A 15,599-nucleotide genomic window follows, 5' to 3' on the forward strand; every position below is an offset into this window, starting at 1 on the left:
TTTTTACTGAATTCGGCTTTTTATTATACCCAATTTAAATGCTGAACAGCTTATTGTTACCCAATAAAAATTTAGCATCAACGACGATGCTCAATAGTAATGCGATCACTCCCGTAAATAATAGTACAAATAACATTCCTAACCAATATACAAACCTCTCTACACCCAGCCTCCAATCACCTACATCTGCGGTAACATCTGTTACCCCTACAACATCCTCTAATGTGACACCATATTACAATCAAACTCAAAGTGTTGTTAATTTCAGTAACTCTAGTAATGTTTTGAGTTTGCAGCAGCCCACTCAAGTATCACAATCTAACTCCTCATCTTCTCAATCTCTTGGACTATATATAGGCGATCGCCAGATTAATGGTATTTCTTATCCTAGATAGCATTAGCCTGGCTCAATAATCTTTGAAAGCTTACCTTTTTCTGTAAAAACGGTATTGTTTCTCCAATTAAAGGCAGACCAAAACTATCAGGAGGTAAAGGCAGAGAACTGGGAATATTAAAACAAATCTAAATCTGTCACCGCACCAAGACTGCTAGAAGATACCAACTTGGCATATTTGGCTAGCACACCCTGAGTATAACGGGGTGGACGAGGTTGCCAATTTTTACGACGACGAGCTAATTCTTCATCAGATAGATGCAGTTGTAACGAACGGGCATGAGCATCAATAGTGATGGTATCGCCTTCTTCTACTAATGCGATCGCACCGCCGACAGCTGCTTCTGGTGCAACATGTCCGACAACCATCCCATAAGTACCACCGGAGAATCTGCCATCGGTGATTAATCCCACGGAATCGCCTAAACCAGCCCCGATAATTGCTGAGGTGGGAGCAAGCATTTCTCGCATTCCGGGGCCGCCTTTGGGGCCTTCGTAACGAATCACAATCACATCACCAGCATTGATTTTTTTGGCAAGAATAGCATCTAAGCAAGATTCTTCAGATTCAAAAACTCGTGCTGATCCAGTAATTTTCGGGACTTTGACACCAGTAATTTTTGCGACTGCCCCTTCTGTGGCTAGATTACCTTTAAGGACAGACAAGTGTCCTTGAATATACATCGGTTTATTCCAAGGACGAATCACATCTTGGTTTGACAAAGGTTCGTTTGGTACTTCTGCTAATACTTCTGCAATGGTTTGACCTGTGATCGTTAAGCAATCGCCATGTAGCAAATCATGCATAAGTAACATTTTCATGACCTGGGGAATACCACCAGCTTTGTGTAAATCCGTAGCTACATATCTACCACTTGGTTTCAAATCACACAAAACCGGAACACGAGCGCGGATAGTTTCAAAATCATCAAGACACAGTTCAACGCCAGCAGCATGGGCGATCGCCAAAAAATGCAGCACAGCATTTGTAGAACCACCTACTGCCATAATCACAGAAATCGCATTTTCAATCGATTTACGTGTGATGATCTGACGGGGTAAAATTTGCTTACGAATGGCTTCTACTAAGACAAATGACGATTTTTCTGTACTATCGGCTTTTTCTTCATCTTCTGCTGCCATTGTCGAAGAGTACGGCAAACTCATCCCCATTGCTTCAAAGGCAGAGGACATGGTGTTAGCTGTGTACATTCCGCCGCAGGAACCAGCACCAGGACAGGCGCTGCGTTCAACTGCCAAAAGCTCATCTTCGCCTATTTTCCCAGCGCTGTATTCGCCTACTGCTTCAAAAGAACTGACGACGGTTAAGTCGCGTCCGTTGTAGTGTCCAGGTTTAATCGTACCGCCATAAACGAAAATGGCAGGAATATTCATGCGGGCGATCGCAATCATTGCTCCTGGCATGTTTTTATCACAACCGCCAATTGCCAGCACCCCATCCATTGTTTGGCCATTACAGGCAGTTTCTATCGAATCAGCAATTACTTCTCGCGATACCAAGGAGTATTTCATTCCCTCGGTTCCCATGGAAATACCATCGCTAATGGTAATTGTGCCAAAAATTTGTGGCATTGCTCCGGCATTCTTAATACCAATTTCTGCCCTTTGTGCCAGTTTGTTAATCCCCATATTACAAGGGGTAATGGTACTGTAACCATTAGCAATGCCAACAATGGCTTTAGAAAAATCCTGATCTTGAAAACCCACAGCCCGCAGCATGGCACGGTTAGGCGATCGCTGTACTCCTTGGGTGACAACTTTGCTTCTCAAATTTTCTGACATTTTGATATTTTCTGTAGAACTCCTGAATTATTAGATAGCAGAAATCAGGAAAAGTATAAAAATTTTCCTTTCCCTTTACCCATCTGTTATGAAAGTATCGTACGCAGATATTTTTCAGATGTCCAATATATATTTGTTGATAATTGAAACTTTTAGAATATTAAAACTATGGAGCTGCGACACCTGCGCTATTTTATTGCTGTGGCGGAAGAACTACACTTCAGCCGAGCGGCTGAACGATTACACATAGCGCAACCACCTTTAAGTCAGCAAATTCACCAACTTGAAACAGAGTTAGGGGTGGAGTTGTTTCAGCGCAAAACTAAGCGACAGGTACAGTTGACGGAAGCAGGAAGGGTATTTTTACAGTCAGCTTATCAACTGCTAGCGCAACTTGAGGAGGCGATCGAGTTAACACGGCGCACTGGTAGGGGTGAAACAGGACAATTGCGGATAGGATTTATTAGTTCTGTGACTTATGATATTTTACCTGCTATCTTGCAAGTTTTTCGCCAGCAGTTTCCGGGGGTGGAATTGATATTGCAGGAGTTAACGACAGCAGAACAAGAAAAGGCTTTGCAAAATCATCGTATCCAAGTTGGTTTTGTGCATTTACCTTTAGAAGATGACAGCTTTGCTTGGGAGTGTATTCAGCAAGAAAATTTGGTTGTGGCTTTACCTGCAAATCATTCTTTAGCTAAACAAGAAAAAATTGCAGTGCGATCGCTTGCGGATGAATTGTTTATTTTATTTCCGCGTCATTTGGGAATTGGACTTTACGACAAAATTATGGCTTTGTGTGCGGAATTTAATTTCACACCAAAAGTTGCTCAAGAAGCTATTCAAATGCAAACAATAATTGGGTTAGTTTCGGCGGGGATGGGAATTGCAATTGTGCCTGCTTCGTTGCAAAATCTTCGGCGTACGGGTGTTGTGTATCGAGCGATCGCCCAAACAATAACGTTAGTAGAAACAGCAGTCGTGTGGAAAGTAGGAGAAATAACACCAGTAATGCGGCAATTTCTTACTGTTGTTAGGGAAGTAAAAAACTAAGGGTGTAAGTAATTATTTCAAAATATCAGAAACATTAGATAATTAATTCCATGCCCCCAGATTCCATCAGTGGAACCAATCCAAAATTTAAAATCAATTGACTCACTGATAAATTGTGCCATCTGGCATTATTGCACCCTGCAACAAAGTTCCAGTTAAATATGCACCATACAAATTAGCTTTTTCTAAGTTGGCAGCAGTAAAATCTGCATCTATCAAGTCTGCCATTTTTAGATGTGCTCCGTGCAAGGTAGCTCCTGTTAGCTTGGCTTCAAACAGATTTGCTCCATTGAGATTAGCTTCTGTGAGGTTGGCTTTTGTGAGGTTGGCTCTCACTAGAGATGCTTCTCTAAGGTTTACTCCTGTGAGGTTTGCTTCGCTCAAATCAACTTCACTCAAAGACGCTCCTTGTAGGTTTGCTCCACTCAGATTTACACCATACAAGTAACCACCAATGAGGTTTGCACCTTTGAAATTTCTTTCTCCTGACTGATAACGTCTGAGAAGTTCGTCTATATGCATTGCGATCGCTTTAAAACTCCTTTACATCTTTAATATATAGTGTGGATCGCATCACAGAATGTATCAGTTATTTGTGTTACTTAATATTTTTTTAAAACAAAATATGATCATTAGTCATTTCACCACCAAGGATGAAAATCTGGCTTTTCCGTACATCCATACATTCCTTGCCTATACTCTCACATCCCAGAATCCTCAGTTATGCTTGCTCTATTAAGTATCGTTGGTGTTTGTGTTACACAACGCCAGCAAAAAAAAGCACAATTATAATACAAGCTGCTGCTCTCACACTACAGACAGATAACAGGACTAGCTAGCTCCTTTTTTTGTTTCTATCCTTACTCACAAAAAGTTTTAGCCTCCCATACCTTTATCTTCTTAACCCTCTACTGCCATTTGTAATTTTATGGAGTATGCTAGTTAAATCTGCTTAGGAGCAGAGTGTAAAAATACATAGTTAAGAAATATAGTAGAAGTTGATAATCTTAACTATTCTCATTCTCGTAGCCCCCCTTCTGATGATACTTATTATCATTTGTATCTGGAATACCCATCATGATGAGTTTAAGAAAAAGCTATGAGTTACAACATATTTATACAAATTTTATTATTTTTTTTAATTCAAAATTAAATTTATGTTTTGAGTTAATATTTTAGTAAGCATTAAATAACCATGCAGCTAAATATAATTTGTTTTGTGTTTGTAACTAATTTTAAATAAGTATATTTTTAAGCACATATCATATATTTGTAACTATGGTAAATTTTATTTGCTTTTAGCCTACAACCACTAGATAAAAATGACAGCCCAATTACTTACTATTAAACAACAGTTCCCATCACATAGAGGGAAAAAAAGAATATTACTAATAGAAGATAATGACATCAATAGAATGCTACTGAGTGACTATCTTAGTTATTGTAGATATGAAGTCCAAAGTTTTCCAGAAGGTTCTAAATTTTTTGATACAATAGAAAACTTTAAACCTGATTTAATTTTATTAGACCTGAAACTACCAGATATTGATGGTTACTCTCTGCTAGCAAAAAAAGAACAAAAAGCAGACTTAAAATACATAAGCTGATGTGCATTTAAACTAGGATTTTTGAGAGCTATACTGCTTACTGTGTCGAGATTGCTCGCTCGATTTAAATGCTGAACAGCTTACCTATATTTGTGGTTTCAGCATTTGCTTTTAAAGCAGATCAGGAAAAAGCTATGAAATTAGGAGCGCGTCGCTACTTCGTCAAACCGATAAATTTAACTGAATTAGTTATGGCAATTGAAGAAGAGTTAGCTTGCCAATATCTACAGCAGATTTCATTTTAAAGAGGTACAGAAAGACCCCACCCGCGCTACGCACACCCTAAGCGCAAGCGCTTAGGGTTGGGGAACTCGGGACCCCCTTTGGGGATTAGGGGCGCAGGGTGGTTTCATACAAGCAGAGAAAAATTAAAATCTTCTTTTAAAGCCTCTCCCCTTAATAAGCTACGGTGTACACACAAGTCAAAAATTTTCATGTTGAAACTGTATCCCGCCTCGGAATTTATTCCGAGGCGGTACTTAAAATAAATATAGGTAAAATGTAAAATTACCAAGCTCTGGTTGTGACAACATCTGCTCAAACACTATCTCTAATCAAAGATCCGCAACGCCTAGAAAATCGTCTAGCCGAAATTCCGCCAGAACCGGGAGTATATTTGATGCGAGACGGGAGCGATCGCATTATATATATAGGTAAATCACGAAAGCTGCGATCGCGTGTTCGTTCATATTTTCGGGAATCACAGAAACTGAGCGAACGTATAGCCACAATGGTAAGACAAGTGACAGAAATTGAATTCATTGTCACTGATACTGAAGCTGAAGCCTTGGCACTAGAAGCGAATCTGATCAAGCAACACTTGCCATACTTCAACGTACTACTCAAAGATGATAAAAAGTATCCTTATCTTTGCATCACTTGGTCAGAAGAATACCCACGGATTTATATCACCCGCAAACGCCTACTTAGTAACCAAAAAGATAAATATTATGGCCCTTATACAGATTCTCACACACTGCGAGAGATTTTGCGCTTGTGCAAACGGATATTTCCTTTACGTCAGCGTCCGCAACCACTATTTAAAGATCGTCCTTGCTTAAATTTCGATTTAGGACGGTGTCCGGGTGTATGTCAGTCGCTGATTTCCCCCGAAGAGTATCGCAAAATTGTGCAGAAAGTGGCGATGGTGTTCCAAGGAAGAAGCAGTGAACTCATCGATATTCTCACAGAACAAATGCACAAGCAAGCAGAATTGTTGAATTTTGAAGCTGCGGCGCGATTTCGCGATCAAATTAATGGTTTAAAGTCTCTGACTGCTGATCAAAAAGTATCCTTACCAGATGATACAGTTTCTCGCGATGCGATCGCACTAGCAGCCGACACTCAACACGCCTGCATTCAATTATTCCAAATTCGAGCAGGGAAATTAGTTGGACGTTTGGCGTTTGTCGCAGAAGTAACAACCCTTTCATCCCCCCCGCTTGCAGGAGGGAACGAGGGGGGGTTAATGGGAGCAATTTTACAACGTGTCTTGGAAGAACACTACCAAACTGCCGAAGCGGTGGAAATTCCTACAGAAATTTTAGTGCAGTACGAATTGCCAGAACCCGATATTTTGGCAGATGTGCTAACACAGCGTAAAGGTAGAAAAGTGACGATAGTGGCTCCCCAGCGCCAAACTAAGGCAGAATTAATTGAGATGGTAGAGCGAAATGCTCAGTACGAATTGCAAAGAATGCAAAAATTGAGCGATCGCAATCAACAAGCGATGGAAGATTTAGCTACTATCCTCGACTTACCTGAATTACCCCACCGCATCGAAGGTTATGATATTTCTCATATCCAAGGTTCCAATGCAGTAGCTTCTCAAGTTGTATTTATTGACGGTTTACCTGCAAAACAACACTATCGTCATTACAAAATTAAAAATCCTACCGTTACAGTCGGACACTCAGATGATTTTGCGAGTTTAACCGAAGTGATTGGACGTCGCTTTCGCAAGTATGCTGAAGATCCACAATTACAACGCCTTGGGAATCCAGACTGGCCGGATTTAATTATGATCGATGGTGGTAAAGGTCAACTATCATCAGTTGTAGCAGTCTTACAAGAAATGAATTTATTGGAAGACTTGCGTGTGATTAGTCTGGCGAAAAAGCGAGAAGAAATTTTTCTACCGGGAGAGTCTGAATCACTTTCTACTGACGCAGAACAGTCAGGAGTTCAGCTATTGCGACGCTTGCGAGACGAAGCGCATCGGTTTGCTGTGAGTTTTCATCGTCAACAACGCAGTGATCAATTGAAGCGATCGCGTTTAGATGAAATTCCAGGTTTAGGACACCATCGCCAAAAGCAACTTTTGGGACATTTTCGTTCTGTTGATTATATTCGGCAAGCTACACCTGCACAACTGGCTGAAGTTTCTGGAATTGGTTCACGCTTGGCTCAAGAAATCTATGATTATTTTCATCCTTCTTGAAGTAAACACATGAAATCATAAGAAATTATGGGTAATTGATAACTGGGAAAACCCATTATCCATTACCCATTACCCATTACCCATTACTAATCATTAGATTAGCAAACACTGCTAATGGTATTCATCTATTAATCGAAATATTTCCTTAAATTTTCTCACAAGAGTTTAATCATAACTCCCATAGCAACAAAAAATTGATATCAGCTAAAAGTTCACACTTTGTTACTAGAACTAATAAAGTGTTAATTTTTTATCTATTTGTTACTAACGCTACTGTTTGTCAAAGCATTTCATGATGAATCTATATTTAGAGACTATTTCTACTCAAGTAGAAAAGTTTAGGCAAACACACAAAGTCCGAAATATAAGGACTACTATCATTTCAGCCGAGAGGTGATAAGTAATAGTGAGGCTCTAATTAAGATGCTTATCAAAGTTTTCACTTTTTTGAATAAAACCCCAAGTTTATACTGACAGACAATATTGAAAATGACTGTAAAACTATAAATATCAAAGCATTACACTTAGGGATCACTGTTTCTATAAGCTTATGACAGAGAAAAATAAATTTTATATCTAAAGTAGGATGGTTATAGAGTAGAAATATTAAGATAATAAAAAATATATCGACTATTAACCTTTTATAGATTAGCTTGATATTACCCAAAAAAATAAAAAAATGATTTTTGTCAAAAATGTCAAACTAAAAATTTAGTGACATTGATATATTCACAGCTTTTACAAACAACCAAATTATGATGATTGGCCAGAGGTTATCAAATGCAGACAGTACAAAAAATTCACTGTCCAAACTGTGGTAGTGAAGGAGAAAGATATTATATTTTGGATAGACAATTAACTCGGACGCAATGCCAAAACTGTGACTACTTAATGGTATGTTGCACACTTACAGGGAAAGTAATCGAAGCTTATGCTCCTGGAATTTATGCACGACGATAATTAATTTCTTCGTGATATCTAAACCGAGTTTTCGTGCTATTAGCGTCGTAACGCACCGTCAATAATGGTGTGTTAGCGATAGCGTAACACACCTTATTAACCACCAACCAGAATTACAAAACTTCCCGTCCTAAATACGGTTGTAGGGCTTCCGGTATTCGTACCGTACCATCTTCTTGTTGATAATTTTCCAAAATTGCTGCCATAGTTCGTCCCACAGCTAACCCAGAACCATTGAGGGTATGCACTAACTGTGTTCCTTTTTTACCAGCTTCTTTAAAGCGAATATCAGCCCGTCGCGCTTGGAAGTCTACAAAATTAGAACAACTGGAAATTTCCCGATATTTACCAGAAGAAGGAAGCCAAACTTCTAAGTCATAGGTTTTAGCAGAATGGAATCCTATATCCCCAGTGCATAAATTAATGATTCGATAAGGCAACTTTAAAGCTTGTAAAATAGCCTCTGCATTACCTACTAATTTTTCTAATTCCTCAAAAGAAGTGCTGGGATGGACAAATTTTACCAATTCTACTTTATTAAATTGGTGCAGCCGAATTAATCCCCGCATATCCCGCCCATAACTCCCAGCTTCACGGCGAAAACAGGGAGTGTAAGCACAATGATAAATAGGTAAATCTTCCCCAGCCAGAATTTCACCCCTATAAAGGTTGGTTACGGGTACTTCAGCTGTGGGGATAAGCCACAAATCATCATCAGCACATTTAAAGCTTTCTTCCGCAAACTTGGGTAGTTGTCCTGTAGCTGTCAGCGAAGCACTGTTAACTAAAAACGGAGGAATAACTTCTACATATCCTGCTGCTGTTTGGCGATTCAGCATAAACTGAATTAATGCCCTCTCTAGTGCTGCACCAGCCCCAATCAACGTCACAAAGCGACTTTGGGCAACTTTCACAGCACGTTCGACGTTGAGAATACCTAACTTTTCCCCAAGTTCCCAGTGTGGGATAATATTCGCGTTTTGTGGAATGTACTCATCACCCCAGCGCCGTACCTCGACGTTTTCTTCTTCATTTTTGCCCATGGGTGTGGTGTCACTAGGCAAATTAGGGAGTGCAAGTACTAGTTCTTGGATTTTGGCAATGATTTCTTTTTCCTGGGGTTCGAGTTCGCTTAATGTGGCTTTAACAGAGTTACCCTCATCCCGCAAGGTTTGAATTTCTGGATCTTGAGGATTTGTCCCAGATTTAATCTTTTGCCCAACCAGTTTACCAATTTCATTACTACGCGCTTGGAGTTGACTACGCTTACCCTCCAATTCACGTTGTTGTTTATTTAAATCTACTATCGGCTGAATATCATAGTTACCACCACGAGTATTCAACCTCTGTTGTACAAATTGTGGATTTTCCCGTATTTGCTTAATATCCAGCACAGATTTTTCTCAGTTTTTAGTATTAAAAAGACAGAAGGCACAGATCAACCTGGAAGCACTTATGAGGAATTCAGAATTGAAATATGCAAATTTCTAACTCACAATATATCCCTGCACCCACGTGTGAAAGTTATTTGCCAAAATTTTGCCCCAGCATCACCGCCAGGGCTATCACACTGCAATTCATTTTAGGCATTTCTAGGGCAATTCTTTGATCTCTTATTATATCAGTTGTACCAATATTTTGATTATTTTAATACTGCGATCGCTTAACTATCGCTGAATTATAAAAATTATATATTTCTTAAGATTGCCTTTCTTCTTGGTTTGCTTTAGGTTGGCTGAAATTCTCTTCTTGAGTACTAGAAGGAGAAGGTAGCCAATAGGCTAGCACAGTACTTAAACCACTCCAATACAATGTCTGATTTTCTTTAGTTTTATCGTTGACAAGCTGAAAAGTACAAAGACCTATCATTACTGTACTGAAAAGGAACTGTATCCCAAATCTCCAAGTTTGTAATTCTCTCATCGTGTTAGACCTCCAATTTCTAATATCACCTCGTTGACTTGACTTGTATCAGTCCCTAGTAGGATGTGTGTGTCAGGAACATGTATTAGTCTCCACACTCAACAGGGATGATTCCGCAAATGAGTCATTCGATTTTGGATTTTGGATTGACTCCCTTATTCCTCCTTCAAATTTTTAATTTTTGTTTACTCTTCACCTAGCGAGTAATACGATTGAGTAGCCAAATGGACCCTACAAGTCCAGCGAAGTGAGCAGAGACAGTATTAGTGTTTGCTTGTACCACAAGCATATCTAGACCACTAATAACGCGGTTGGGGTCAAACAATTGTGTAGTAACTGCTTGGGGAGATATAGACCTTGCTACTAGAGTACCAACGATCGCCTGCGCTCCTAACAGAGTCAACAGTATTCCGACTAAATTCACCAATAGTCCTAGCCGTAAAACTTGGACTGTTTCTAATTTGCTAGGGTGATTACTAGGATTGGAAGATAATAGCTGTCTGCCAATGCGGGTGTAGCGGAAAGCCAAATATACACCTATACCCAAGGTAACTAGTCCACAAACTGCCAGAAATACACCAAATCCATTACCTGGGTTATTACTTGGACTACCAGGTCTTTGGCTAAAAACACCATATAACAACACAATAATTGTAGAAACTACGCCTAGTACTAGCTGAATCCAAAAGCTAATCCAACCAACGAGGCGAAAGATTTTAGCAATTTCCTGGCGGCGAGAGGAAGATGATTGAGAGTCTACTGACATAGTGATTACCTATGTGCTGGAGGATTTGATAAATTAACTATGACACTTAATACTATTTTGGATTGGTAAATGTTGACTGGATAAGCTTTTGGACTATCCATCTGTCGCAATTATTGTTCAAATGGGTATATAACCAATAGCCTTTAAGATTAGTGACAAGTCTAAAAATTCAGTAGACTACGTGACCTTGAATGTGTCAAGAGCTGCAAGGGTTGAAAATCATGGATATTAACTTATGCTTGATATTTAAAGATTTATACTGGTGCGATCGCTGTAAAAAAAGTGTTTATTAAGTTTTACAGAAAAATTTGCAATTAACCTTTAAAATTGCTAAAGCAACAATTTATGCTTGAACAGTCCTCACACGCTCGGCATCACTTAACACAAAGATAATGGTCAAAACCGTTGTCTGTTTGCTCCTCATCACACTGCCTAGAGCTTGAGGCAGAAAGAAGTGCATTTATTTTGCACTTCCGAAGCTGGCGCATGAATCAGGCGCTGTCACTGGAATTATTTCTGGTGATCGTAGTGCTGTCCCCACGCTTACAAACTTGGGTTAATGATTTTATTGTGTGCGCCTTGCCAAATTAGCCTAAGTAGCGTTATATACTTACCCAAATGGGGAGTAGCACTATATACTCACAAAAGATATTGTAGGCTTAACCCTTGGGCATTGTTTTAGCAATTCTTTACTAACCATGAAACTTGAGGATATATATCAATTCTTTGAGAATCCTCCGCCAACTTACCTTTGTCAAGAACTAGCAGTTTGTTATATCTTGTACGTTTTATTACAAGGGGAGTCTTACGGAACCGAGTTAATCCAACGCTTAGAAACTGAATATCCCAACTATCGCCTTTCGGATACAGTACTTTACAGTGCGATTAAGTTTCTCGAAGACTACAAGGCAATCACAGGCTATTGGAAAAAACTCGAAGGACGCGGACGTCCCCGGCGGATGTACCAAGTTTCTTCAGAGTGGACTCCACAAGCGCAAGATTTAGCTCGTCTTTGGCAACAGTATATAAATGGGAGGACAAATTAACGAATACATTGATAATGAATAATGAATAAGTCCCCTCCAATCAAGCAGTAAAAACTCACTATTATGGATACCGCCATTCTGCCATCCACGTTGGTGCTTACTTTGTTATTATCGGTCGGATTATTTTTCTTTATTCGTGCCTCTACTAAAGACCGTACAGAAGTAGCACAACTGGTATCTGAACAAGACGAAGCTACTTTAATGTCTCAATTAAGGGAGTATTTTCGAGTGCGGTCTTACCGGGTGGCGGCGGTAGACCCAGAACAAAACCAAGTGATTTTTGAAGGCAATGTTCGTCCCAGTTGGTTTTTAGCCATATTTTTGACTGTGCTAGCTGCTACTGGTATTCTTTGTCTATCACTGGTTTTGTCACAACTTTTTCCTAGCCTGAGTCTTTTTTTTCTAGGGATGATATTGCTATCGCCCTTGAGCGGAATTTTCTACTGGAAAAAAGCTGAAAAACTTGAGAAGGTATCGCTGAAAGTAGAAACAACCCAGAGCGAATCACCATCCTCAAGTACTATTACTGTTACTGCCCATCGAGATGAACTGATTGAGTTAAAAAGGGTATTAAAACTAAAATCTACCTAACAACCCAAGTTGCAGTTACGATTTCCAAATCACCAGCATTTATTGGAAATAGCACATAAGCATTATTATCCACGAGGATTTAAATCCTCGTGGAGAGTAAGCTATATTTTTTGACATCTACGGTGTACACATAAGTCTTTTAGAATTGCTTCACAGGCTTTTGACACCCAATCCCCCTTTCCAAGAAAGAGGAATTTAGGGGAATAAAACCACATTTTGCATTCAGATCCAGCATAGAGATGTGTGTACACCGTAGGCATTAGACATGTGGGTAAGGCACGGGCGATATGAACATCGCCGTCCCCCAATAGGGTAGGGGTTGGATAAAAAAATTGGGATACTCCCGTAGAGAACTAGCTCTTAAGCATGACCACTAAGTATGATGTGAATCCTTGCTTACGGAAGAGTTGCTATATTCCCGCTTTTTATACATCATTGTGTAGTCCAAACATGATCCTACAAATACTAAAGATTTGACAGGATTTGATTAATCTTATCCAGACCACTAAAGTTGACTGGCAAATTAGCCGAAAATTAAAAAAAAATTAAATTTTTAGATATCTTGAGCATTTTGCCAGTTAATAATTGTCAAAAGCCACAATCACAATCTACAAATTGCCTTGAATCTTTTAGCGACTAACTAATGCTACCGACTCTTGAACCGGAGCAGGTTCTAAGGTTCTCAGACTTGGGAATAGGAAATGATTCTCTTCTACATACTGAGCACCAAATAAACCCTTTTCAGCCCAAAAATATCGATCTGTTGTATGTTCGTTGCGTTTTACGAGCAGCAAAGCGGGTGGCAAGATCCCTTCAGCTTGAATAAATTTTCTGGCTGCTGTCACAGGTTTCTCTTCGCCACTTTCAATGCTATATTGGGGCACATGCTCTAAGATACGCCGTCCTTCCTGCCGACGACGGCTTTTCCGCTTTCGTCTCCTTGCCAACCTTTTTTCCTCCTCTTCAAAGCTACAGATTGTAGTTATAGCTACAAAATCCGTCGTAATTATAAAAGTTCTAGCTCAAAAAATCAACTGTTTTTAAAGTTTTGATACAAAGAACATAATTTATTTTAAAGTAGATAAATTATTTAGTAAGTATTTATAAACCGTGTTGTTGATTGGCACTGACTCAGCTTCTAGCTTGAAAGTGGGTGTAGGGGTTTAAGGGTATAGGGGTGTAGGAGGAGTCCTATTTTCAGCCTGGAGATCAATGACATTAGTTGCAAAATATAGTTAGGCTTTGTTAAATATAGAACTCACACTTTGTCCTCGTATTTATTTTTGTCCCAATTGTGAGCAAGAGCTAAAAAATGTTAATGTCTGCCAGTTCGGAGTTTATTGCTCTGTGTCGAGAGCAAATGGCGTTACTAGTCCAAGGGCTAGGAGCGTCTTTGAGTGTTGTATATTTAACACAAGAATTGGTAGAGGCTCCAACAAATGAAGCGAAATTGATTCCACTGGTGGTTTATCCGGAAACGGCGGTTGGAGTTCAACGTGCAAATGCTTTAGCATTACCAAAACTGAATCAAAAGTTATTGACAGCAGCAAAAGATTTTCCTACCTCATTAAATGATAAGACCGAAGATAGAACTTCACAAAACGTACAAGAGGAGTATCTATTAAGCGGCGACAAAATAGTTTTACCTCTGGTCTATGAAGATGTAGTCATGGGCTTACTAGTAACAGCTAGAGAAGACCGAACATGGAATGAACAGGAACGCGATCGCATCGAAAGTATAGCTAGAACATTGGCTATAGCCTGCATTTTAGATCAGCGACGCACATGGTTGGAGATGCAGTTGCATCAACAACAAATCCTGCAAGAAAAACAGCAGGATTTACTAGATAATCTTTTGCATCAATTTCGTAATCCTCTGACAGCACTGCGAACTTTTGGCAAGCTGCTTCTAAAACGATTGCGACCAGGAGACGCTAACCGAGAAGTCGCAGAAAGTATAGTCCGAGAGAGCGATCGCCTACAAGAATTATTGAAGAAATTTGATGAAGTGATTGATTTGGGGGTAGAAAATTTAGCGCCTTTGAAACTACCAGAACAACAAGAAATATTTGTAGAAGCAACTGTAGAAAAAGAACACAAACCAGCTTTATTACTACCAGGAACAGGAGAGAAAGAAGCAGATTGCTATATAGCTGAGATATTGCAACCATTGTTAGTTTCAGCACAAGCAATAGCTCAAGAACGTAACCTGCAAATTACAGCAAACATTCCATCTCATTTACCGTTAGTACGCGCTAACTGTAAAGCGTTAACAGAAGTGTTTAGTAACATCATCGATAATGCTTTAAAATACACTCCTGCGGGCGGCAAGATATTAATAGAAGCGGGACAACAAAAAGACAATTTGCAAGGAGTTGCAATTACAGACACAGGTCCCGGTATTCCAATTCAAGATTTGGAACATCTGGGTGAACGCCGTTACCGGGGTGTACAAGCTCAAACTAAAATTCCTGGAACAGGGTTAGGGATAGCTATTGCTAAACAACTAATAGAACAGATGCAGGGAGAAATTGAAGTAAAAAGTCCTGCTTTAAACTCAGCTATTACATCACCTCAAACACCAGGAACTACTTTTATTGTGTGGTTGCCAATTGCTCATGGATAATGGTAAATAAGTGACAACCAACAACCAACAACTAACTATCTAAGTGATACTTGGAAGTTTTGACCGATGGTCATTTGCAGATCAGTGTCTGGGTCAATGGCGATTAGGTCAACACTATTTCTACCGAAGAATAGACCAATTAAAGCACCAATACCAGCACCACCCAAAACCTCTTCTGTTGCAATGGCGCGATCGCCTGTAACCGCAGAAACTGCTGTTGCTGCACCTGCACCTAAAACAGTATTCTTCAATATTGCACCAGTACTAATACCTTTTTTGACGGTTTCGGTTTTGGTAATCACTTCAGAAGCAGCGTTGATTTGATAATCCTGACCATTGGTCAATACCTTCGCCAAAATAAAGAGGGCTTTCCGTAGTAGAGTTATTGTT

At 39.6% G+C, this 15,599-nt stretch carries 13 protein-coding genes and 2 pseudogenes; 8 read left to right on the plus strand and 7 right to left on the minus strand.

Annotated elements, in window-relative coordinates:
* The first annotated feature begins 38 nt into the window (after positions 1 to 38).
* Positions 39 to 395 carry a hypothetical protein gene (locus tag AC5JMK_RS04800; RefSeq protein ID WP_495909505.1) on the plus strand — a complete coding sequence of 119 codons (357 nt, stop codon included), beginning with the start codon at positions 39 to 41 and terminating at the stop codon, positions 393 to 395.
* Between the two features lie 116 nt (positions 396 to 511).
* Here the strand turns inward: AC5JMK_RS04800 and ilvD are convergent, their stop codons facing one another.
* Entirely contained in the window at positions 512 to 2,197 is a 1,686-nt protein-coding gene (gene ilvD / locus AC5JMK_RS04805; protein ID WP_495909506.1) for a dihydroxy-acid dehydratase, read from the minus strand.
* 168 nt (positions 2,198 to 2,365) lie between these two features.
* Between ilvD and AC5JMK_RS04810 the strand changes: the two genes are divergently transcribed.
* Positions 2,366 to 3,250, plus strand: coding sequence for a LysR family transcriptional regulator (locus tag AC5JMK_RS04810; protein WP_495909507.1), 885 nt, complete (start codon positions 2,366 to 2,368; stop codon positions 3,248 to 3,250).
* 102 nt (positions 3,251 to 3,352) lie between these two features.
* Here AC5JMK_RS04810 and AC5JMK_RS04815 read toward each other — a convergent pair whose 3' ends face one another.
* The gene (locus tag AC5JMK_RS04815; RefSeq protein WP_016858954.1) at positions 3,353 to 3,772 is read right to left on the minus strand and encodes a pentapeptide repeat-containing protein; all 420 of its coding nucleotides are present in this window, start codon (positions 3,770 to 3,772) and stop codon (positions 3,353 to 3,355) included.
* A gap of 800 nt (positions 3,773 to 4,572) precedes the next feature.
* On the opposite strand from AC5JMK_RS04815, the pseudogene AC5JMK_RS04820 reads away from it, so the two are divergent.
* The 3 genes and pseudogenes from AC5JMK_RS04820 (at position 4,573) to AC5JMK_RS04830 (ending at position 8,257) form a co-directional block, all read left to right on the plus strand.
* Positions 4,573 to 5,102, plus strand: a pseudogene (locus AC5JMK_RS04820) (response regulator).
* 278 nt (positions 5,103 to 5,380) lie between these two features.
* On the plus strand, positions 5,381 to 7,297 hold the full coding sequence (gene uvrC / locus AC5JMK_RS04825; protein WP_495909508.1) for an excinuclease ABC subunit UvrC: 1,917 nt from the start codon (positions 5,381 to 5,383) through the stop codon (positions 7,295 to 7,297).
* Between the two features lie 780 nt (positions 7,298 to 8,077).
* Complete coding sequence (locus AC5JMK_RS04830) at positions 8,078 to 8,257, plus strand: replication restart DNA helicase PriA (RefSeq protein WP_071589118.1); 180 nt, start codon at positions 8,078 to 8,080, stop codon at positions 8,255 to 8,257.
* Positions 8,258 to 8,370: 113 nt separating this feature from the next.
* Here AC5JMK_RS04830 and serS read toward each other — a convergent pair whose 3' ends face one another.
* The 3 genes from serS to AC5JMK_RS04845 form a co-directional block, all read right to left on the minus strand.
* Positions 8,371 to 9,651 (minus strand): serine--tRNA ligase, encoded by a 1,281-nt coding sequence (gene serS / locus AC5JMK_RS04835; RefSeq protein ID WP_096677998.1) that lies wholly within the window; start codon positions 9,649 to 9,651, stop codon positions 8,371 to 8,373.
* A 304-nt stretch (positions 9,652 to 9,955) separates the two neighbouring features.
* On the minus strand, positions 9,956 to 10,180 hold the full coding sequence (locus AC5JMK_RS04840; protein WP_096677997.1) for a hypothetical protein: 225 nt from the start codon (positions 10,178 to 10,180) through the stop codon (positions 9,956 to 9,958).
* Positions 10,181 to 10,376: 196 nt separating this feature from the next.
* Complete coding sequence (locus AC5JMK_RS04845; RefSeq protein WP_096677996.1) at positions 10,377 to 10,946, minus strand: DUF3611 family protein; 570 nt, start codon at positions 10,944 to 10,946, stop codon at positions 10,377 to 10,379.
* Between the two features lie 698 nt (positions 10,947 to 11,644).
* Here AC5JMK_RS04845 and AC5JMK_RS04850 point away from each other — a divergent pair.
* Both AC5JMK_RS04850 and AC5JMK_RS04855 read left to right on the plus strand, forming a co-directional pair.
* A complete protein-coding gene (locus AC5JMK_RS04850) occupies positions 11,645 to 11,992 on the plus strand; it encodes a PadR family transcriptional regulator (protein WP_096677995.1) in 348 nt (115 codons plus the stop codon).
* A 63-nt stretch (positions 11,993 to 12,055) separates the two neighbouring features.
* A complete protein-coding gene (locus AC5JMK_RS04855) occupies positions 12,056 to 12,583 on the plus strand; it encodes a cofactor assembly of complex C subunit B (protein WP_096677994.1) in 528 nt (175 codons plus the stop codon).
* Positions 12,584 to 13,212: 629 nt separating this feature from the next.
* Here AC5JMK_RS04855 and AC5JMK_RS04860 read toward each other — a convergent pair.
* Complete coding sequence (locus AC5JMK_RS04860; protein WP_096677993.1) at positions 13,213 to 13,530, minus strand: DUF3155 domain-containing protein; 318 nt, start codon at positions 13,528 to 13,530, stop codon at positions 13,213 to 13,215.
* A gap of 365 nt (positions 13,531 to 13,895) precedes the next feature.
* Between AC5JMK_RS04860 and AC5JMK_RS04865 the strand changes: the two genes are divergently transcribed.
* Positions 13,896 to 15,209 carry a GAF domain-containing sensor histidine kinase gene (locus AC5JMK_RS04865; RefSeq protein WP_495909509.1) on the plus strand — a complete coding sequence of 438 codons (1,314 nt, stop codon included), beginning with the start codon at positions 13,896 to 13,898 and terminating at the stop codon, positions 15,207 to 15,209.
* A 35-nt stretch (positions 15,210 to 15,244) separates the two neighbouring features.
* Here the strand turns inward: AC5JMK_RS04865 and AC5JMK_RS04870 are convergent.
* Positions 15,245 to 15,599: pseudogene (locus tag AC5JMK_RS04870) on the minus strand (hypothetical protein); the annotation flags it as partial.

The organism is Pelatocladus sp., from assembly GCF_059505505.1.

What these genes read in the sequence shown, in the direction of transcription:
- AC5JMK_RS04840 (WP_096677997.1), bottom strand. Translation starts at nt 10,180, where the DNA reads ATGAGAGAATTACAAACTTGGAGATTTGGGATACAGTTCCTTTTCAGT.
- AC5JMK_RS04830 (WP_071589118.1), top strand. Translation starts at nt 8,078, where the DNA reads ATGCAGACAGTACAAAAAATTCACTGTCCAAACTGTGGTAGTGAAGGA.
- AC5JMK_RS04850 (WP_096677995.1), top strand. Translation starts at nt 11,645, where the DNA reads ATGAAACTTGAGGATATATATCAATTCTTTGAGAATCCTCCGCCAACT.
- AC5JMK_RS04815 (WP_016858954.1), bottom strand. Translation starts at nt 3,772, where the DNA reads ATGCATATAGACGAACTTCTCAGACGTTATCAGTCAGGAGAAAGAAAT.
- AC5JMK_RS04855 (WP_096677994.1), top strand. Translation starts at nt 12,056, where the DNA reads ATGGATACCGCCATTCTGCCATCCACGTTGGTGCTTACTTTGTTATTA.
- AC5JMK_RS04845 (WP_096677996.1), bottom strand. Translation starts at nt 10,946, where the DNA reads ATGTCAGTAGACTCTCAATCATCTTCCTCTCGCCGCCAGGAAATTGCT.
- ilvD (WP_495909506.1), bottom strand. Translation starts at nt 2,197, where the DNA reads ATGTCAGAAAATTTGAGAAGCAAAGTTGTCACCCAAGGAGTACAGCGA.
- AC5JMK_RS04800 (WP_495909505.1), top strand. Translation starts at nt 39, where the DNA reads ATGCTGAACAGCTTATTGTTACCCAATAAAAATTTAGCATCAACGACG.
- AC5JMK_RS04865 (WP_495909509.1), top strand. Translation starts at nt 13,896, where the DNA reads ATGTTAATGTCTGCCAGTTCGGAGTTTATTGCTCTGTGTCGAGAGCAA.
- AC5JMK_RS04810 (WP_495909507.1), top strand. Translation starts at nt 2,366, where the DNA reads ATGGAGCTGCGACACCTGCGCTATTTTATTGCTGTGGCGGAAGAACTA.